This window comes from Nanchangia anserum, from assembly GCF_015240065.1.
Lineage (GTDB): Bacteria > Actinomycetota > Actinomycetes > Actinomycetales > Actinomycetaceae > Nanchangia > Nanchangia anserum.
Genome location: NZ_CP060506.1, coordinates 905,139 through 924,712, shown reverse-complemented (window position 1 = coordinate 924,712; position 19,574 = coordinate 905,139). Strand labels below are relative to the sequence as shown.

The following is a 19,574-nucleotide window of genomic DNA, read 5'->3' as shown; positions in this document are numbered from 1 at the left end:
GGGGAATCGCCGTTTCACACCCTATACCACCTATGCCTCGGCCCCGCCCGGTTATCCGGGCGGGGCCGAGAACACATGAGATTAGCGCGAGTAGTGCTCGACGACCAGCTGGACGTCGCAGATCACCGGAACCTCAGCGCGCTCGGGGAGGCGCTGCAGGGTCGCCTGGAGCTTCTCGAGCTCGACGTTGAGGTAGGGGGGCACGTCGGGCAGGACGTCGCGGTGCGCACCGGCAGCGGCCACCTGGAAGGGATCCTTCACCTGCGAGGTGGGCTTGATCTGGATGGTCTGACCGGGCTTGACGCGGAACGACGGGCGATCGACGATCTTGCCGTCAACGAGGACGTGGCGGTGCACGACCGTCTGACGGGCCTGCGGCATCGTGCGCGCGAAGCCCGAACGCAGAACGAGGGCGTCGAGGCGCGACTCGAGCAGGGCCACCAGGTTGTCACCGGTCTGGCCACTCATGCGGCGGGCCTCTTCGAACGCGCGGCGCATCTGGGCCTCGCGAATGTAGTACTGGGCGCGCAGACGCTGCTTCTCCTTGAGTCGAACGGCGTAGTCCGACTCGTTGCGACGGCGGGCACGGCCGTGCTCACCGGGGCCGTAGGGACGCTTCTCGAGGTAGCGCTGAGCCTTGGGGGTCAGGGCGATACCGAGGGCGCGCGAGAGGCGCACCTGCTTACGCGTGCGGGTCGACATAGCGAACCACCTTTTCTGTCTTCCGAAATCAACTGTTTCACCCCCGCGTGAGCGGGAGGTGGGGTCAGCCTCTCGGGCCAAGACCCCGGATTGCCAGGCGGCAACTCGGCAACCTTAGCGCATTCGTTGCAGCGCCCGCACCTTCTGTAGGCGATTCGTGAGCGTCGCCTCATAACCGCGCCCACTCGGGGTGTAATACGTCACGTCGGCGAGCTCGGCGGGAAGGTAGTCCTGAGCGACGACCGCGTGGGGGTAGTCGTGGGCGTAGCGATAGGCACCCGGCGTTCCCGGGCGCGGTGCACCCGGGTAGTGCGAGTCGCGCAGATGAGTGGGGACGGCACCGGTCTTACCCGAACGCACGTCGGCCAGCGCCTCATTGATCGCCTGATATGCCCGATTCGACTTTGGCGCCAGCGCGACGGCGATCGTCGCCTCCGCCAGCGGAATGCGCCCTTCCGGCATTCCGATCTTCTCGACTGTCTGGGCGGCGGCGACCGCCAGTTGAAGAATCGTCGGGTCAGCCAGGCCGACGTCTTCGGCCGCGCAAATCATGATGCGCCGAGCGATGAAGCGCGGGTCTTCGCCGGCGTCGATCATGCGTGCGAGGTAGTGAATGGCCGCATCCGGGTCTGAGCCGCGCATCGACTTGATGAACGCCGAAATTACGTCGTAGTGATCGTCGACGTCATAGGTCGAATAGTGCTTATTGGCCGCCGCCTCAATATCGGCGACGGTGATCTCGCCCCTGGCGGCGTCGGCGGCCGCGTGCGACGCGGCTTCGAGCAGGGTCAGCGAGCGACGCGCGTCGGCTCCGGCCATGCGCACGAGTGCGTCGGTGGCCTCGGTGGACAGCGTGAATGCCTCGGCGAGGCCCCGCCGATCGCGCAGGGCGCGGTCGACGACGCGACGCACGTCATCGGGGCCAAGCTCGTTCAACGTGATGACGAGCGAACGCGAAATCAGCGGAGAGATGACGGAAAACGCGGGATTCTCGGTCGTCGCGGCGACGAGGACGACCCAGCGGTTCTCCACCGCGGGTAGCAGCGCATCTTGCTGAGATTTCGAGAAGCGGTGAACCTCGTCGACGAAGAGCACGGTCTGCTCCCCCGACGCCCCCAGTCGTCGCTTCGCGTCATCGATAACGGCACGCACATCCTTGACGCCGGCGCTGACGGCCGAGACCTCGACGAAGCGACGGGCCCCGGCGCGAGCGATGAGGTAGGCGATCGTCGTCTTGCCCGTGCCCGGGCCACCCCACAAGATGACCGACGATGCCCCAGACGCCCCGCCCGAGCCGTCGATGAGGCGACGCAGCGTGATCCCGGTGCAACGAGGTCGTCCTGGCCGACGAGGTCGTCGAGAACCTGTGGCCGCATCCGTACAGCGAGCGGGGCACCCGCCGTGACGTCGGGAACTCCAGAAGCCTCGTGCAGGGCCGAATCGAAGAGATCCATTCGCTCCGATTCGCCTACGCCTGGTCGAAGTAAGCCGAGGCGTCGCCGGCACCCTGACGCACGACGACGGGCCCTTCGGGGCCGGTCATGTCGATGACGGTCGTCGCTCCGGCCTGGCCGATCTCGCCCTCAATGACGGCGTCGAGCAGGTAGCCGATCTCGTCGCGGATCGCCCAGCCGTTCGATTCCGGCTCGTTGCGATCGGGCATGATGAGCGTCGAGGACATGATGGGTTCGCCGAGTTCGGCAACGAGGGCCAACGCCGTCTTGTGGTTGGGAATGCGCGCCCCCACCGTCTTCTTCTTCGGGTTGAGCATAATCCGAGGAATCTCGCGGTCGCCCTTCATGATGAACGTGAAGGGTCCCGGCGTCAGCGCCTTGATGACCCGGTAGGCCGCATTATCGACGATGACCATGTGCCCGAGCTGAGAGAAGTCGTGGCACACGAGCGTGTAGTTGTGGCTCGACGGGAGCTTGCGGATCTTCTGAATGCGCTCCAGCCCGGCGCGGTTGCCGAGCTTGCAGCCAACCGCGTATCCCGAATCCGTCGGATACGCAATGACACCGCCGTCGTTGATGATGTCCACCGCCTTGCGAATGAGGCGTGGCTGGGGGTCGACCGGGTGAATATCAAGGTAGGCGCTCATGCCTCCATCGTAGCGATGACGGCCGCGCCGCGCCGGCCCCGACCGAATGTGCACGGCGCGCCCGGGACGATGCCCCGAGCGCGCCGCTACGATCGTGTCTGATCAGTCCTCGTCGTCGCCGGTGTAGTCGACCCCGGCCTCAGCGCGCTGCTCAGGGTGATCGGCGCCGGCGCGTCGGTCAGCGGATCGTAGCCGCCACCCGACTTCGGGAACGCGATGACGTCGCGGATGGAATCGGCGTGACTCATGAGGCCCACGATGCGGTCCCACCCGAAGGCGATTCCGCCGTGCGGGGGCGCGCCGTACTTAAAGGCCTCGAGGAGGAAGCCGAACTTCTCCTGCGCTTCCTCCGGCGCGATCCCCATCACCGAGAAGACGCGCTCTTGGACGTCGCGGCGGTGAATACGGATCGAGCCGCCACCGATCTCGTTGCCGTTGAGGACGATGTCGTAGGCGTAGGCCAGGGCGTTGCCCGGATCCTCTTCAAACTTATCCAGCCACTCGGGCTTGGGCGAGGTGAACGCGTGGTGAACCGCGGTCCATGCCGACGCCCCCAGCGCCACGTCGCCATCGGCCTTCGCGGCGGCCGAGGGCTTGAACAGGGGCGCGTCGACGACCCACACGAACTCCCAACGGTCGGGATCGATGAGGCCGCAGCGCTGCCCGATCTCGAGTCGTGCGGCACCGAGCAGCGCACGCGAGGCGTCGCGCTCCCCCGCGGCGAAGAAGATGCAGTCTCCCGCCGAGGCGCCGGTGGCCTCAAGCAGCCCGTCGCGCTCGGCCGGCGAAATGTTCTTCGCCACCGGCCCGCCCACCGTGCCGTCCTCGGCAACGGTGACGTAGGCCAGGCCCCTCGCCCCACGCGAGCGCGCCCAGTCCTGCCACTTATCGAAGGTCCGCCGCGGCTGGGAGCCACCGCCGGGCATGACGACGGCGCCGACGTAATCGGCCTGGAAGACCCGGAACGGCGTGTTCGCGAAGTAGTCGGACAGATCGATGAGTTCGAGGCCGAAACGCAGATCGGGCTTGTCGGTGCCGTACTTCTCCATGGCCTCGGCATACGTCATCCGCCGGATCGGGCGCGGGACCTTGACATCGATGAGGGCAAAAACGTTGTGCAGAACCGCTTCGGCGACCGCGATGACGTCTTCTTGGTCGATGAAAGACATCTCGATGTCGAGCTGGGTGAATTCAGGCTGCCGGTCGGCGCGGAAGTCCTCGTCGCGGTAGCAGCGCGCAATTTGGTAGTAGCGCTCAATCCCGCCGACCATGAGCAGCTGCTTGAACAGCTGGGGCGACTGGGGCAGGGCGTACCACGATCCCGGCGCCAGGCGCGCGGGCACGAGGAAGTCGCGCGCGCCCTCGGGGGTCGAACGCGTCAACGTCGGTGTCTCCACCTCGACAAAGTCGAAACCGGCGAGCGTATCGCGCGCGGCCTTCGACACCTTCGAGCGCAAGACGATCGCGTCGTGAATCGGCTTGCGACGCAGGTCGAGGTAGCGATACCGCAGCCGGGTCTCCTCGCCCACCTGTCCCGAGTCCTCGGCGTGCTCGGACACCTGGAACGGCAGCGCGGCGGCGGGATTGAGGACCTCCACGTTCGAGGCGTAGACCTCGATCTCGCCCGACGGAAGGGACGGGTTTTCGTTGCCGGCCGGGCGGGCGTGGACCTCACCGGTGACGGCGATGACGTATTCGGCGCGCAGCTGCGAGGCCACCTCTTCGTCGTGGATGACGACCTGGGCAATGCCGGAGGCGTCACGCAGGTCGATGAACGCCACCCCTCCATGGTCGCGGCGCCGATCGACCCACCCGGCGAGGGTGACGGTCGTTCCGGCGTCGGCGGCGCGCAGGTAGCCGGCGTAGTGAGTTCTCTCCACGATGCCTATCCCTTTCGTTTTCGGCCATGACAGCGATGATTGGCCCAGTCTACGGCGCTTGGGCATCGCGCGAAAAACGGCGCCGCCGCGTGGGAGAGACCACAACGGTGTCGCTAGGTGGCCATGAGGCGAATCGATAGGGTGGAGTGCCAGCCTGGCCCGAGTATGAAAGTGGCGCCGCATGTCCTTTGTCGACCTTCCCCTCCCCCAACCCCTCCTCGATGCCGTCGACGCGGCAGGGTATCGCGAGCCCACCGAGATCCAGCGCGAGGCGATCGGCCCCCTCATGGAGGGCCGCGATCTCGTCGGCGTCGCGCAAACGGGCACGGGGAAGACCGCGGCGTTCGGGCTGCCGCTGCTGGCCCAGGTGACCTCGCAACCCGGCCTCCAGGCCCTCGTTCTCGCCCCGACGCGCGAACTCGCCCAACAGTCGGCGAAGGCGCTTGAGGAGTTTGCCCGCGCACTCGATGACGTCCGCGTCGTCTGCGTCTACGGCGGGTCGGCCTACGGCCCGCAGATCGGGGCGCTGCGCCGTGGGGCGCAGGTGTGCGTGGGCACCCCGGGGCGCGTCATCGACCTCATGGAGCGCGGCGAACTCGTTCTCGACGGCGTCGATTTCTTCGTTCTCGACGAGGCCGACGAGATGCTGCGCATGGGGTTCGCCGAGGACGTCGAGCAGATCAGCGCCTTCATTCCCGATGGTGCACGCAAGGCGCTGTTTTCGGCGACGATGCCGCCCGCCATCCTCAAGGTCGCCGACCGCTACCTCACCGATCCCGTCTCGATCGAGGTCGCGCCGCAGTCCTCGACCGTGGACACGGTGACCCAGACGTACGCGGTGGTGCCCTTCAAGTTCAAGATGGAGGCCCTACAGCGCGTGTTGGCAACGAGCGATGCCGACGCCGCATCGTGTTCGTGCGCACCCGCGCCGATGCCGAGGAAATCGCCACCGACCTGCAGCAGGTGGGCATCAAGGCGGCCGCGCTCTCGGGTGACGTCGCCCAGGACGAGCGCGAGCGCATCATCGCCCGGCTGCGTTCGGCCAAGCTCGATGTTCTCGTCGCCACCGACGTCGCCGCGCGCGGCCTCGACGTCGAGCGCCTCGGGCTCGTCATCAACTATGACGTGCCGCGCGAGGCCGAGGCCTACGTCCATCGCATTGGCCGCACGGGCAGGGCCGGGCGGACGGGCACCGCCCTGACGTTCTTCACCCCGCGCGAGCGCTACCGGATGACGAAGATCGTCTCGCTCACGGGCACCGAGATGACGGAGACCTTCATTCCCTCCCCCGCGCAAGTGGCGGCCCATCGTGCCCAGGCGCTGCTCAATCGGTGTGGGCAGCGCCTCGATCAGGCCGAACTCGAGGTCTACTATCACGCCCTCCAGGACATTCAGCGCACCCAGGGTCTCGACATCGGCGACATCGCCGCGGCGCTGCTGGCGCTGGCGTGTGGCGATGCCGGGCCGACTCCGTCGAAGCGGACTTCGCCCGGGCGGATTCGCCGGGAAGAAAAGGTCGACGAGTGGGGCCGCTTCGTCTCGGCGTCCTTCGAAGGCGGGCGCGACAAGGCGCCCAAGTCTGGCCGCAAGAATCCCCGCCGCCAGGCCTCGCGTCCCCCGTCGATGCGCGGGGCACGCCGCTATCGCATCGAGGTTGGCAAGCGCGACGGCGTGGGGCCGGGCGCCATCGTCGGTGCCATCACGGGCGAGGGCGGCATCCCGGGCAAGGCACTCGGGTCGATCGACATCTATCCGTCGTTCTCGCTCGTCGAGATCGCCAATCTCGATCACTCGAGCGCAGCGAAAATCGCGCGGGCCCGCATCGGTGGGCGCGCGCTGAAGATTCGCGAGGATCGCGGCAGGCCCGACCGCGCGGGATCGCCGCGGGCCGGGCGCGGCACCAAGTCGCGGAAGAAGCCGCGCGAACAGCGCGACTAAGCCGGACGCACCTCGGGGTGCAGGTCGACCGCCGGCGGCATCCACGTGCCCGGGTCGGCAGCGACCTGCTCGCCCGTGCGAATGTCCTTGACCTCACCCGTGAGCGGAAACCACACATAGGGAATCCCCCGCTTGTCGGCGAACTTGATCTGCTTGCCGAATTTCTGGGCCTCGGGAGCGACGTCGCAGGCGATTCCGCGCTCGCGCAGCGCCTCGGCCACCGCGATCGAATCGGGGCGAGCCTCCTCGTCGGTGACGGCCACGAGGACGACCGTCGGTACCTTGCGCGACACGCTCACCATGGAGGCGCTGAGCATGCGCGAGACCAGGCGGGAGACCCCGATCGACAGCCCCACGCCAGGGAACGTTCGCTTGCCCTGACGAACCAGCGAATCGTAGCGCCCTCCCGAGCAGATCGACCCGAGGTCGGCGTGACCGGCGATCTCGGTTTCGTAGACCGTGCCCGTGTAGTAGTCGAGGCCGCGGGCAATGCGCAGCTGGGCACGCACGCGCCCGGGGCGGCGCCGATCGGTCTCCTCCAGCAGCGCGCACAGTTCGTCGACGCCCTCACGCAGGGTGGGCGAGTCGACCTCGAGGACGGCGAGTCCCTCGCGGACCTCGCTCGCGCCCCCGCCGATCTGGGCCATCTGCGCGAGCTTGGCGATGGCGTCCTCGGCAAATCCCAGCTCGCGCATCTCGGCGGCGACGCCGTCGGGGCCGATCTTGTCGAGCTTGTCGAGGCTACGCAGTGCCCCCTCGACGTCGTCGATGCCGAGCGCCTCGCAAAAGCCCTGCACGACCTTGCGGTTGTTGACGAGGATCGTTGCCTCGGGGATCGGCAGTGCCGCCAGGGCATCGGCCATGACGAGGGCGACCTCGACCTCGTAGGCGAAGGGCAGGGTGCCGTCGCCTACGACGTCGATATCGGCCTGGATGAATTCGCGGAAGCGCCCGTCCTGGGGTCGCTCGCCACGCCAGACTTTCTGGATTTGGTAGCGCTTGAAGGGGAAATCCAGGCGGCCGGCGTTTTCGCGCACGTAGCGGGCGAAGGGCACGGTCAGGTCGAAGTGGAGGCCCAGCTGCTTCTTCGATTGGGCGGCGCGCACGGGATCCTCTTGGAGGCGCCGCAGCAGGTAGATCTCTTTCGAGGTCTCGCCCTTGGCCAGTAGTTCCTTGACCGGCTCAACCGCTCGGGTGCTCAGGCGGGCAAACCCGTGGAGTTCAAAGGTGCGCTGGAGCGTGGAGACGACGAAGTTTTCGACGATGGTGGCCTCGAGGTCTCCCTCGGGGAAGCCGGAGAGGCTGACGAGATTTTCCATGGTGGGTTCTCCTGAATAGCGCCGGCTAGCCGACGTGGCGGGCCTGGTTGAGGTAGGGATTCGTCTGGGCTTCGCGGCCCATCGTTGTCGCCGGACCATGCCCGGGCAGCAGGACCGTCTCGGGATCGACGACATTGAGGAGCGTGCGCAGCGAATGCATCATCTGCCGGCTGTCGCCACCGGGCAGGTCGGTGCGCCCGATCGCGCCGGCAAAAATGACGTCACCGTCGAAGCAGATGAGCGCGGCGTCTTCGCCACACGCGACGGCGCTGCCCTCGGTAATGGGACCGGCGACGAAGAACACGGCTGACCCCTCGGAGTGGCCGGGTGCCGGTAGCATCCGCACCGCGAGATCGTCGACGAGCTCGACGGGCTGGCTGGCGGCCTGCGCGGGGACCGCACGGAGGTTCTCCGGTGTGCGCCATGGCATCGGCAGCTGGGAGAGCGCGGCGGCGAAGACCTCGCCCATATTCGCCGCCGATGCAGGATCGTCGAGACGGTAGAGATCGGGTTCAGGCACGTACACCGGCGCCTGTCCCGCCACCGCGGCCGCATCCCACACGTGATCGGGATGCCCGTGGGTGAGCAGCACCGCCCCGATCGAGAGGTCGTAGGCGGCAAGCCGGCGCGAAATCTCGGCCGCGGTGCCCGCCCCCGGATCGATGACGAGGGCCTGGCCACCGCGGGCCGGGGCCACGACATAGCAATTGGCGTCGAGGAAGTCAGAGACGATGAGATCGACGATCATGCCTCAAGCCTAATGCGCCACCGCGGCGACACTGAATCGGCCAAGATGACCTCATCCGCCCATTACGCCTAGACTAGGGATGAACTTCACACCCGGTGCGGGCCGACGTCCTTCGGTCCAGCCAACATGTAAGGAACAGCAGTGACCTCATCCGGTGAGTCCACCCACTTCCCGAAACCGCGTCCCTTCCCCATGCGCGGCCCCGTCATGCCCACGCCCGCGGCACCGGCTCCCACGCCTCCCGCCCCGCACCTCGTTGAGGCGGCGAAGGCGTTCGGTCGCGTCGATGACCAGGGGCGAGTGTGGGTCCGCGAGGCCGACGGCGAACGCGAAGTTGGGCAATTCCCCGAGCAGGTTCCGCCGGATCCGCTGCAAATGTACGTTCGCCGCTACCTGGAGCTCGTCTCCCAGGTCGATCTGTTCGAGAAGCGTCTTCCTCACCTGGGCGGACGCGAGATCGACCAGACGCTGGCGAGCCTGCGCGAGCAGGTTGAGGCGCCTGCCGCAGTTGGCGACCTGCCCGGGCTGCGTGAACGCGTCGAGCAACTGCATCGCGCCGGTGAGGAACGCAAGGAGCGCATTGGCATCGAGCGAGCTGAAGCGAAGAAACAGGCTCGTGAGCGCCGCCAGGCCATCGTCGACGAAGCTCGCCGCCTCGCCGAGCAGGATCCGGCCCGCACCCAGTGGAAGCAGTCGGGTCAGCGTTTCCGCGACCTGCTCGAGGAATGGAAGACCGAGCAGCGCACGAGCCCACGTCTGGACCGGGCGAGCGAAGACGAGCTGTGGAAGCAGTTTTCCTCGGCACGCTCCGTCTTCGACAAGCACCGCCGAGAGTTCTTCTCGAAACTCGACGCCGAACAGGAGCGGGCCAAGCGCCGCAAGGAGCAGCTCATCGCCGAGGCCGAGCGGCTGTCGACGTCGACCGAGTGGGGGGCAACGGCGGGTGCGTTCCGCGACCTCATGAGCCAGTGGAAGGCGGCGGGGCGCGCGTCCCGGCGCGATGACGATGCCCTGTGGGAGCGGTTCAACACCGCTCAGCAGCGCTTCTTTGACGCCCGCCACGCCCACACCGCCGAGCTCGATGCCCAGTTCGAGGACAACCTCAAGGTCAAGGAGGAGCTGGCCGCCCAGGCCGAAGCTCTGCTGCCGATCACCGATGTGCGCGCGGCCCGCCGCGCCCTCGCGCCGATTCAGGACGCGTGGGACGAAGCCGGGATGGTGCCGCGTCACGCCATGAGCCGCATCGATGCGCGCATGCGCGCCGTCGAGGATGCCCTGCGTGAGGCCGAGGAAGCCGAGTGGCGTCGGACGAACCCCGAGACGCAGGCCCGTGCTGAGGGAATGGCCGGGCAGCTGCAGACCCTCATCGCCGAACTCGAGGGGCAGATCGAGGCCGCGCGTGCTGGCGGCGACGAGGCGAAGGTTGCCGAACTCGAGAAGAACCTCGCGGCTCGTCGCGCCTGGCTCGAGCAGGTGCAATCGATCCAGCGCTAACGCGCGCACACCGTTATCCACACTCGCCACCTGCCCGCCCGCAACCGCGTGCGATCGGCAAAGCTGGGTGGGTGAGTTGTGTGGTTGTCACTGAAGTCTCGTCCCCGCCGCGCCCGCGCAGCCCCGCGGCCGCGCGCCTGCTTGAGGGCGCACGCCACGATGGGACTCTCATCGAGCCGCTCGTCGGTGTTCTCTGCCCGCCCGATCTCGTCGCGTCGATCGAGGGACGCGCCGCAGTTATCCGCGCCGGCGTCCCCACCCATGTCATCGTTCGCGGCGTCACGGCGCGGTGGCTGTGGACAGGCGGCGCGCCTCCTCGCCTGGCCGACCTCGCGGTGACACGTCAGTGGCGTACGGGTATCCGCAAGCATCTCGCTGTCGTGCCGAGCTCCTACGACGTCGATACCTCGTGGCGTGGTCTCGTCGTGGCTTCGCCGCGTCAACTCGTCGTTGACGCCGCGTGTGCCGCCGATGAGGCAGCCGTGCACGGGCTGCTTGGCGCCTTGGCGCCCACAGGTCTGCGCCCCGCCGACGCCCTCGCTCACGCGAGCGCCCAGCGTCAGCTCACCGGAGTTCCGGCTGCGCGGCGCCTGCTGGCGCGGCTAGTGGCCGAGTGACCGCTCAGCCGAGAACACCCCGTCAATGCGGCGAATCGCACCCAGCAGAGCCTTGAGGTAGCGCGCCTCCGCCATCTCGAAGCTAAAGCGGGTCACGGCGACGCGGTCGCGCGAGGTGCCCATGGATCCCGACAAGATGTTGACGTGATAGTCCGAAAGCACCTTGGTGATGTCGTTGAGCAGTCCCTCGCGGTCGAGGGAACGCACCTCGACCTCGACCCGGAACTTTGCCGCCGGGCGCGCCGTCCACGACACGTTGACGAGGCGTTCGGGATGGCGCTGGAGCTGCTTGGCATTCGTGCAGTCGTCGCGGTGAACCGACACGCCTTGGCCGCGGGTGACGAACCCGATGATGTCGTCGCCGGGAATCGGATTGCAGCATTTGGCGAGTTTCGACCAGATGTCGCCCTCATTCATGCCCTCAACGACGATGCCGGTATCGGTCGGACTCGAGAGATCCCGGGCCTCCCGCGGTGCCAGATCGGTCGGGGTAACCGCCTCGGCGAGCGTTTCCTCGGCCCCCGAGTAGCCGCCGTTGACCTCGATGAGGCGGCTGACCACCGTGGAGGGGTGAATATGGTGCTCGCCGACGGCCTGGTAGAGCCCGGAGACGTCCTGGTAGCCAAAATCGGCTGCCAGCGCGATCATCCCCTCGCGCGACATGAGCCGCTGCACGGGCAGGTTTGCCTTGCGCATGGCCGTGGCGAGAGCATTCTGGCCGCGCTCGGCCGCCTCCTCGCGGCGCTCCTTCGAGAACCACGCCTTGATCTTGTTGCGCGCCCGCGCCGAGGCGACGAAGTTCAACCAGTCGCGCGAGGGACCCGCCGCGTCGGACTTCGTCGTCAGCACCTCGACGGTGTCACCGTTATCGAGCTTCGTATCCAGCGGCACCAGGGAGCCGTTGACGCGCGCTCCCACAGTCTTGGCGCCGATCTCGGTGTGGACGGCGTAGGCAAAATCGACCGGAGTTGACCCAGCCGGTAGAGCTTTGACCTGGCCGGCCGGGGTGAAGACGTAGACCTGCGATCCCGACATTTCGTAGCGCAGCTGATCGAGGAATTCACCGGGATCCTGGGTGTCGCGCTGCCAATCGACGAGCTGGCGCAGCCATCCCATGTCGCCGGCCTCGTCGAGGACGGTCGACTTCGCGGGGGTGTCGCCCTTGGCATTCGGATCTTCCTTGTACTTCCAGTGCGCAGCCACGCCGTATTCGGCGCGCCGGTGCATCTCGTGAGTGCGAATCTGAATCTCGACCGGCTTGCCACCAGGCCCCAGCACCGTCGTGTGTAGCGACTGGTAAAGGTTGAACTTCGGCATGGCGATGTAGTCCTTAAACCGCCCGGGAATGGGGTTCCAGCGCGCGTGCAGCGCGCCGAGGACCCCGTAGCAATCGCGGACGGTGTTGACGAGGACGCGCACGCCAACGAGGTCGTAAATGTCGTCGAACTGGCGACCGCGCACGATCATCTTTTGATAGATCGAATAGTGGTGCTTCGGCCGCCCCGTCACCGCGCCGGTGATCTGGTTACGCCGCAGATCCGCCTCGATCTGGCTGATGACGTCAGCCAGGTACTGCTCGCGTTGGGGTGCACGCTCACTGACGAGGTGGTCGATCTCCTCGTAGATGTCGGGATACATCTGGCGAAAGGCGCGGTCTTCGAGTTCCCACTTGATCGTGTTCATGCCGAGGCGGTGGGCAAGCGGGGCATAGATCTCCAGCGTCTCGCGCGCCTTGCGCCTGGCCGATTCGGGCTTGACGTATTTCCACGTCCGCGCGTTGTGCAGCCGGTCTCCGAGCTTGATGACGAGGACGCGGATGTCACGCGACATCGCGATGATCATTTTGCGTACCGTCTCGGCCTGCGCGGCCTCGCCGTAGGTTACCTTGTCGAGTTTGGTCACCCCGTCGACGAGGAGGGCGATGTCCTCGCCGAAGTCGCGGGTCAGATCCGCCAGCGAGTACTCGGTGTCCTCGACCGTGTCGTGCAGCAGCGCCCCGGCCACCGTCGTATCGGTCATGCCGAGGTCGGCCAGGATTGTCGCGACGGCAACCGGGTGGGTGATGTAGGGCTCCCCGGATTTGCGCATCTGGCCGCTGTGCCAGTGTTTTGCCGTGTGATAGGCGCGCTTGACCAAGTCGATGTCGGCCTTGGGATGGTTGGCGCGAAGCGAACGCACGAGGCCCTGTATCTCGGGATCGACGCCCTTCGCACGTCCCCCGAACCACGCGAGTGACGAGCGCACCCGCGACGACGGCATAGCGACGGGATCGGTCGCGTTCGACGTATTCTCGCTCATACGCCAAGTTTAGCCATCGACGACACAAACGTGTGCGCGAGGCCACAGCGTGGGAGGACGCCTGAGGCGGCGGGGTAATCGAGTGGTCCCGATACCCGCCGCCTCACGGTTGGTGCTAGAGCGTCAGCAGCGCCTGACAGGCCACGCGCTCGGGAAGCCGCGCCCGGCCCCCGAGATCGGTGAGCTCCATGAGCACAAGGAACTCCTGGGCGATACCACCCGAACGCTCGATGAGATTGATGGATGCGTTCGCCGTCCCACCGGTGGCAAGGACGTCGTCAACGATGAGGACCCGCTGGTCTTCAGCGACGGTGAAGGGCTGGATCTCCATCGAGGCGGTGGCGTATTCGAGCTCGTAGTCCTCGCGCAGCACCGGGCCCGGCAGCTTGCCTGCCTTGCGAATCATGATCATGGGGAGACCAAGTTCGACCGCCAGCGGCGCCGCGAGGGGAAACCCGCGCGACTCCAGGCCGGCGATGGCGTCGATGCGACCGCGATAGTGAGCGGCGAGCATCCGGATGAAGCGGGCGAAATCCTCCCCCGCGGCAAACAGGGGGCTAATGTCGCGAAACAGCACGCCCAGCGTGGGAAAGTCGGGGATCTCGCGCATGTGCGAGGTCACGAGCTCTCCCAGCTCACTTGGCAGCGCGACGAGTTCCGTCACGGGCGCAGGAGTGGATGCCGTCATCGTTTGCTCCTCGGCTTTCGGCTCGGCTGGGCGGCCCGTCCCCGATGATGACCGGCGACGAGCGGCTTGGCGGCGACATCGTCACCGGCCTCGGCGGGATCGACGCTGACCGTGCCCTGGCGCAGCGCGCGATTCGAGATCCCCTGACGCCGCTGAAGGACGAGCTTCGTGTGCTCGGCGACCTTCTTCGTGCGCTCACGCATGAACACGAGGGCCGGGGAGGCGATGAAGATCGACGACCACGTGCCGACGATCGTGCCGATGAAGAGCGCCATGGAGATGTCACGTAGGGTTCCCCCGCCAAGCACCACGGTCGACACGAACAGAATCGCCCCGATGGGCAAGATCGCGACGACCGAGGTGTTGATCGAGCGCACCATCGTCTGATTGACCGACAGATTGACGAGTTCGGCGTAGGTCGAGCGCGACTGCTGCGTGAAGTCCGTCGTCAGCTCGCGCACCTTATCGAACACGACGACCGTGTCGTAGAGCGAGAACGCGAGAATCGTCAGCACACCGATGACGGTGGCGGGCGAGACCTCCACCCGGGTGATCGCGAAGATCGCCGCGGTGATGAGGACGTCGTGGCACAGGGCAAACAGCGCCGCCGCGGCCATCGTCACCGTCTTGAAGTAGATGGCGAGCATGAGTCCGACGAGGACGAAGAACACGGCGAGCGAGGTCGCCGCCTTCACCGTGACGTCGCGTCCCCACGACGGGCCGATCCCCGTCGAGGCAACCTCGTCGGCATCGACCTTGTAGGCCTTCGCCAGCCGGTCGACGACCTCACGCGAGTCGGACGTCGACATGGTCCCCGACTGGATACGCACACCCGACTGACCCAGTGACGTCACCGATGCCCCGTCCAGCTGCTTGAGTTCCGTGATGACGGTGCGCGCCGGGGCCTGGTTTGCCTCGCGCACGTGCGAGACCGTGAACTCGGTGCCGCCGCGAAACTCAATCGATTGGCTCAGCCCGGGAACAATGAGCAAGATGACCGAGAGGACGATGAACACCAGGCCGATCGACAGCCACTGTTTGCGGTGTCCGACAATGCTGTAGGAGCGGGTTCCCGCGTATAGCTCGTTACCCCACTGGGCGAACGACATCATCGCGCGTCCTCCTTTTCACTCGTGGCCGTCGCTTCCTCGGCGGGCTCCCCCGCGGCGTCTTCGGTCGCGTCCTCGCCGGTGCGGTAGGCCGACTTCACGCGCCGAACCTGGCCGCGGCCGGCGTAGGCGTATGTGCGTTTCGTCGCGCCGAGGTGTTCGGGATCGAGGCCCGACAGCCGGTGTCCCTCTCCGAAGAACCGCAGCTTGATGAGCAGGGCCATCATCGGGTGAGTGAAGAGGAAGATGACGATCAGGTCGATGATCGTCATGACCCCGAGGGTGAACGCGAAGCCCTGGACGCCGGAGACGGCGAGGAAGTACAGGACCAACGCGGCCAGCAGGTTGACGGCGTCGGAGGTGAGAATCGTCCGTCGCGCGCGCACCCAGCCCTCGGCCACGGCAGAACGCAGCGGGCGGCCGTCGCGTACCTCATCGCGGATGCGCTCGAAGTAGACGATGAACGAGTCGGCTGTCGTCCCGATCGAAATGATGATGCCGGCGACGCCCGCAAGAGACAGGCGGTATCCCATCGACCACGACAGCAGGGCGATGGCCAAGTAGGCCAGCGCCGCGGCGATGACGAGCGAGCCAACCGAGACGATCGCGAGGCCGCGATACTGCCACACCATGTAGAAGACGATGAGGATCAGGCCGATGAGGCCGGCGATGACGCCCCACCGCAGCTGATCCGCCCCGAGGGTGGCCGAGATCTGCTGTTCCTGCTGAACCTCGAAGTTCAGCGGCAGAGATCCGAACTGCAGCTGGTTGGCCAGCGTCGTCGCCTCGGTGCGGGTGAAGTCGCCGCTGATGCGCGCCTGCCCGTTGAGGATGGGATCGACGATGCCGGGAGCCGAGATGACGATGCCGTCGAGGACGATGGCAAACTGGTTCTTCTGCGAGTCGGGCATGCCCGTAACGGCGCTCGTTTGCTGGGATTGGCGGAACTCATAGAGCCGCTTCGACACCTGGGCGAACTGCTTGGCGCCGGTCTTGGAGAATTCGAGGGTCACCTGCCAACCGCCAGTGGCCTGCCCCTGATCGTTCGTCGCCGCGGTGCCCTGGGCCGACGTGATCTCGGCGCCGCGGACATCGACGGGCGAGAGGATGTACTTCTGCGTGCCCTGTTTGTCACACGTGACCAGCGGGGCCTTGGGATCGCCCGAGTCCCCACCCTCGCGCGCGGCCTTATTCGTGCAGTCGAGGGCGAGGTACTGCTCAATCACGCGTTCGGTAATCCACGCGTCATCCGAGGAATCCTTCGGGGTCGAGGCCGGCTTGTCCTCGATGACCCCGTCGTGGTTGATGTCGGCCTGGGTCTTGGCGTAGCTCGCAGCGTCGCCGAGCGCGGAGACATCGGCGTTGGCATCGGAGCTTTTTGCCTGAGCCACGGCCGCCGCATACGCCGACTGGGGGGAACCGACGGCGAGGACGGAGCGGAAGTTCAGCTCGGCAGACTGGCGGACGAGGTCGAGCGTTTCCTCGCTCGGGTTGCCGGGCAGCGAGACGACGATGTTGCGCGACCCCTGGGAGGTGATCTCGGCCTCGGCGACGCCCGAGGCATCGACGCGCTGGCGAATGATATCGATCGCCTGGGTCATGTCCTCGTCGCTCAGCGTCCCGCGCCCGCCGGCTTCGGCATTGACCTTCGGGGCGAGGATGAGTTGAGTCCCGCCCTCGAGATCGAGCGCGAGGGCCGGGGTCGGCGTCGTCTTCTTCATGACGACACCCGCGATCAACGTGCCCGCGAGGACAGCGATGAGAACAAATAGGACGATGAGTGTGCGCCCCGGATGAGAATGTTTCGTGCGGCTGGCCACTAGTGGTGTCTTCCTTTAAATTTCGGTGAGGGTCCGATGAGACCCGATCAGCATAACGCGTGGGCGCATCGGCCTAGTTCTCGCCCGCCTTGCCTGCCTGATCGGTGTTCTCGCGGAGAGGATCCTCGGGGGGGCCTCGACGTCGATAACGCCGGCCTCGCCCTCATCGACCGGCTGAGTCGTGTCGACCGGCTGGGCCGTGTCGAAGGGAAGCTCGTCGAGGACGTCGCGAACGGCGCGCTGATCCCAGTAGGTCTCGACCCCGTCCGCGGTCTCGAGGATGACGACCTGACCGTCGCGATCAACAAAGCGGCCGTAGAAGCCGGCGGTCGTCATGACCCACACGCCCGGGGCCAGCCGCTCGTCGCGGGTCTGCTGCTGCTCCTGCTGGCGCTTCTTCATCTGGCGCGACTGGAAGAACATGAAGACGATGAAGACAACAAAGATGAGTAGCAGGGATTCCAGACCCATGGTGCAGCTCCTCGATAGCGATTGACAAACGCCTGCGATTCTACGGGAGAAATCGGGCCAGCCCCATCTTTGTGAGGCATCGCGCCCCGCGAGAGTGGCAGCTGGCGGGCTAACCCGCCAGCCACGGCTGATCTGGCGGGGTCAATCCCAAGTGGCGCCACGCTTGAGGCGTGGCCACTCGCCCGCGCGAGGTGCGCTGAATGTAGCCCTCGCGAACGAGGTAGGGCTCGGCGACCGTCTCGACGGTCTCGGTCTCTTCCCCGACCGTCTGCGCCAGCGTCGTCAGTCCCACCGGTCCCCCGGCAAAGCGCCGGCATAGCGCGTCGAGCACGGCGCGGTCGAGACGGTCTAAACCCGCCGGATCCACCTCGAACAGATCCAGGGCCGCGCGGGCAATTGGCAGCGTGCCGGTTGGGGTGTCGCCATGCACCTGGGCGTAGTCCATGACCCGGCGCAGCAGCCGGTTGGCGATGCGGGGCGTCCCGCGCGAGCGCGACGCGACCTCGGTCGCGGCATCGGCGTCGAGGGTGAAGGCGAGCAGCGCCGCCGAGCGCGTGACCACCTGGGCCAGCTCCGTCTCGGAGTAGTAGTCGAGATGCCCGGTAAAACCGAAACGATCGCGCAAGGGAGCGGGCAGCAACCCCGCGCGCGTCGTCGCACCGACGACGGTGAAGGGCGGCAGCGTCAGAGGAATGGACGTGGCACCGGGCCCCTTCCCGACGACGACGTCGACGCGGAAGTCCTCCATCGCCAGGTAGAGCATTTCCTCGGCGGTGCGCGAGAGGCGGTGGATCTCGTCGATGAACAACACGTCGCCCTCTTGCAGCGACGACAGAATCGACGCGAGGTCACCCGCGTGTTGAATCGCTGGCCCCGAGGTGAGGCGCAGCGCCGTCCCCAGCTCCTGGGCAATGATCATCGCCAGCGTCGTCTTGCCCAGCCCGGGAGGCCCCGACAGCAGCACGTGGTCGGGGCACACGCCGCGCTGTTTCGCCGCGGTGAGGACGAGGTTGAGCTGCTTGCGCACGACCGGCTGACCGACGAAGTCCTCGAGAAGCTTCGGTCGCAGCGCCGCTTCCGCGGCGCGCTCGAGGTCGTCTGCGCCGGCGTCGACCGGCGACACGTAGGCGTCATCCACGCTGTGCTCCTAGGTATTGCAGGGCTCCGCGCAATGCCTGGGCATCGTCGGCACCGGGATTCGCGGCGCGCTCGGCTGCGACGGCTTCGAGTGCGCTCGCGTGGGGCCACCCGAGGTTCTCTAGCGCCGAGACGAGGGGATCCTCGGCCGTCGCCGCGGACATCGGCGGCAGGGGGGCCGCGGCGGGTCCCAGCTTGTCGCCGATGCTCGCTATCATCCGTCGCGCCGACTTCTTACCCACGCCGGCGATCCGGCACAGGGCGTCCTCGTCGCCCGTCGCCACCGCCGCGCGCAGCTCGTCGGGCGTGAGCGCGGCGAGGGCGGCAAGCGCAAGTTTTGGGCCGATGCCACTGACCGAGAGCAGAGTCAGGAAGGTGGCGCGCTCATCGGCGTCGGTGAAGCCGTACAGGGTCAGGGCGTCCTCACGCACGACGAGGTAGGTCGACAGGGTCGCCGACTGCCCAGTGTGCAGGCCGGCAGAGGTCGTCGGGGTCACGAGGACCTCATAGCCGACACCGGCGACATCGATGATGACGCGATCCGGTGTCACTGCGACGAGGTTCCCCGACAGCTGAGCGATCACGCACTCTCCCCTTCCTCGAACGTCTGTCCGATTCTAGCGGCGGCCTCGACGCGGATCCACCGCGCCCGTGCGCCGCGCCAGAGCCTGGGCCTGCGCCCATTGCTGCTGTGCCGGCGTCAGGGCCTTTTTCGTCGTCACGCCCCCCGACAGCGACACGCTGAATTGCTCGTCGCCGCCCTCTCCCTGGAGGTTGTCGCCGCGCCAGCCATGACAGATGGCAATCGCCAGGGCGTCGGCGGCATCGGCGGGACGAACGATTCCGTCCAACCCGAGGATGCGCGAGACCATGTGCTGGACCTGCGCCTTTGAGGCGACCCCCGATCCCGTCACCGCCGACTTCACCTGCGAAGGGGTGTGAACGGCCATCGCGAGGTTGCGCGTGCCGGCGCAGTACATGGCGACACCCATGACCTGCATCGTCGTCGTCACCGATTGCAGATTGTCGTGGGCGAAGACGCGTTCGATCGCCGCGACGTCGGGCGCGAAGCGATCGATTGCCGCTTCGATCTTCTGCCCGATGTCACGCAGCCGAAAATGGGTCGCCAGCGTCGCCGGCGAGCGGGCGACCTCGACGTGAACGAGGCGAGCGCGACGGTCCTCGCCCATGTCGATGACGCCGATCCCGCACCGGGTGATACCGGGATCAATACCGAGAATGCGCACGATCT

General features: G+C 66.9%; 14 protein-coding genes and 3 pseudogenes. 3 read left to right on the top strand and 14 right to left on the bottom strand.

Annotated features, from left to right (window positions below):
* Positions 1-81: 81 nt before the first annotated feature.
* The 4 genes and pseudogenes from rpsD to aspS all read right to left on the bottom strand — a co-directional run bounded on the left by rpsD (position 82) and on the right by aspS (position 4,683).
* Entirely contained in the window at positions 82-702 is a 621-nt protein-coding gene (rpsD, locus tag H8R18_RS04250; protein ID WP_191070871.1) for a 30S ribosomal protein S4, read from the bottom strand.
* Positions 703-816: 114 nt separating this feature from the next.
* Positions 817-2,156, bottom strand: a pseudogene (locus tag H8R18_RS04245) (replication-associated recombination protein A).
* Positions 2,157-2,170: 14 nt separating this feature from the next.
* Complete coding sequence (locus H8R18_RS04240; RefSeq protein ID WP_191070869.1) at positions 2,171-2,803, bottom strand: L-threonylcarbamoyladenylate synthase; 633 nt, start codon at positions 2,801-2,803, stop codon at positions 2,171-2,173.
* A 102-nt stretch (positions 2,804-2,905) separates the two neighbouring features.
* Positions 2,906-4,683: pseudogene (gene aspS, locus H8R18_RS04235) on the bottom strand (aspartate--tRNA ligase).
* 181 nt (positions 4,684-4,864) lie between these two features.
* On the opposite strand from aspS, the pseudogene H8R18_RS10055 reads away from it, so the two are divergent.
* Positions 4,865-6,621: pseudogene (locus H8R18_RS10055) on the top strand (DEAD/DEAH box helicase).
* On the opposite strand, the gene hisS reads toward H8R18_RS10055, so the two are convergent.
* Positions 6,618-7,940: a histidine--tRNA ligase gene (gene hisS, locus H8R18_RS04225; protein ID WP_191070866.1), complete on the bottom strand. Its 1,323-nt coding sequence runs from the start codon at positions 7,938-7,940 to the stop codon at positions 6,618-6,620. The pseudogene H8R18_RS10055 and the gene hisS overlap by 4 nt on opposite strands.
* A 25-nt stretch (positions 7,941-7,965) precedes the next feature.
* Positions 7,966-8,688 carry an MBL fold metallo-hydrolase gene (locus H8R18_RS04220; protein ID WP_191070865.1) on the bottom strand — a complete coding sequence of 241 codons (723 nt, stop codon included), beginning with the start codon at positions 8,686-8,688 and terminating at the stop codon, positions 7,966-7,968.
* Between the two features lie 141 nt (positions 8,689-8,829).
* Here H8R18_RS04220 and H8R18_RS04215 point away from each other — a divergent pair, with 141 nt between their 5' ends.
* Both H8R18_RS04215 and H8R18_RS04210 read left to right on the top strand, forming a co-directional pair.
* Positions 8,830-10,182 carry a DUF349 domain-containing protein gene (locus tag H8R18_RS04215; protein ID WP_227712885.1) on the top strand — a complete coding sequence of 451 codons (1,353 nt, stop codon included), beginning with the start codon at positions 8,830-8,832 and terminating at the stop codon, positions 10,180-10,182.
* A gap of 80 nt (positions 10,183-10,262) precedes the next feature.
* Entirely contained in the window at positions 10,263-10,799 is a 537-nt protein-coding gene (locus tag H8R18_RS04210) for a hypothetical protein (RefSeq protein WP_191070864.1), read from the top strand.
* On the opposite strand, the gene H8R18_RS04205 is transcribed toward H8R18_RS04210, so the two are convergent.
* The 8 genes from H8R18_RS04205 to ruvC all read right to left on the bottom strand — a co-directional run bounded on the left by H8R18_RS04205 (position 10,785) and on the right by ruvC (position 19,569).
* Positions 10,785-13,097: a RelA/SpoT family protein gene (locus H8R18_RS04205; RefSeq protein ID WP_191070863.1), complete on the bottom strand. Its 2,313-nt coding sequence runs from the start codon at positions 13,095-13,097 to the stop codon at positions 10,785-10,787. The two genes, H8R18_RS04210 and H8R18_RS04205, sit on opposite strands and share 15 nt — an antisense overlap.
* A gap of 115 nt (positions 13,098-13,212) precedes the next feature.
* Positions 13,213-13,785, bottom strand: a complete 573-nt coding sequence (locus tag H8R18_RS04200) for an adenine phosphoribosyltransferase (protein ID WP_191070862.1) — start codon at positions 13,783-13,785, stop codon at positions 13,213-13,215.
* Positions 13,782-14,897, bottom strand: coding sequence for a protein translocase subunit SecF (gene secF / locus H8R18_RS04195; protein WP_191070861.1), 1,116 nt, complete (start codon positions 14,895-14,897; stop codon positions 13,782-13,784). Before secF ends, H8R18_RS04200 begins: the two co-directional genes overlap by 4 nt.
* Entirely contained in the window at positions 14,894-16,714 is a 1,821-nt protein-coding gene (secD, locus tag H8R18_RS04190) for a protein translocase subunit SecD (protein ID WP_227712884.1), read from the bottom strand. The genes secF and secD overlap by 4 nt, the downstream gene beginning before the upstream one ends.
* 15 nt (positions 16,715-16,729) lie before the next feature.
* Positions 16,730-17,185 carry a preprotein translocase subunit YajC gene (gene yajC / locus H8R18_RS04185; protein ID WP_194189395.1) on the bottom strand — a complete coding sequence of 152 codons (456 nt, stop codon included), beginning with the start codon at positions 17,183-17,185 and terminating at the stop codon, positions 16,730-16,732.
* A 109-nt stretch (positions 17,186-17,294) separates the two neighbouring features.
* On the bottom strand, positions 17,295-18,323 hold the full coding sequence (ruvB, locus tag H8R18_RS04180) for a Holliday junction branch migration DNA helicase RuvB (protein WP_191070859.1): 1,029 nt from the start codon (positions 18,321-18,323) through the stop codon (positions 17,295-17,297).
* Positions 18,316-18,906 (bottom strand): Holliday junction branch migration protein RuvA, encoded by a 591-nt coding sequence (ruvA, locus tag H8R18_RS04175; protein WP_191070858.1) that lies wholly within the window; start codon positions 18,904-18,906, stop codon positions 18,316-18,318. Before ruvA ends, ruvB begins: the two co-directional genes overlap by 8 nt.
* 33 nt (positions 18,907-18,939) lie before the next feature.
* Positions 18,940-19,569 (bottom strand): crossover junction endodeoxyribonuclease RuvC, encoded by a 630-nt coding sequence (gene ruvC / locus H8R18_RS04170; protein WP_191070857.1) that lies wholly within the window; start codon positions 19,567-19,569, stop codon positions 18,940-18,942.
* Between the last annotated feature and the right edge of the window lie 5 nt (positions 19,570-19,574).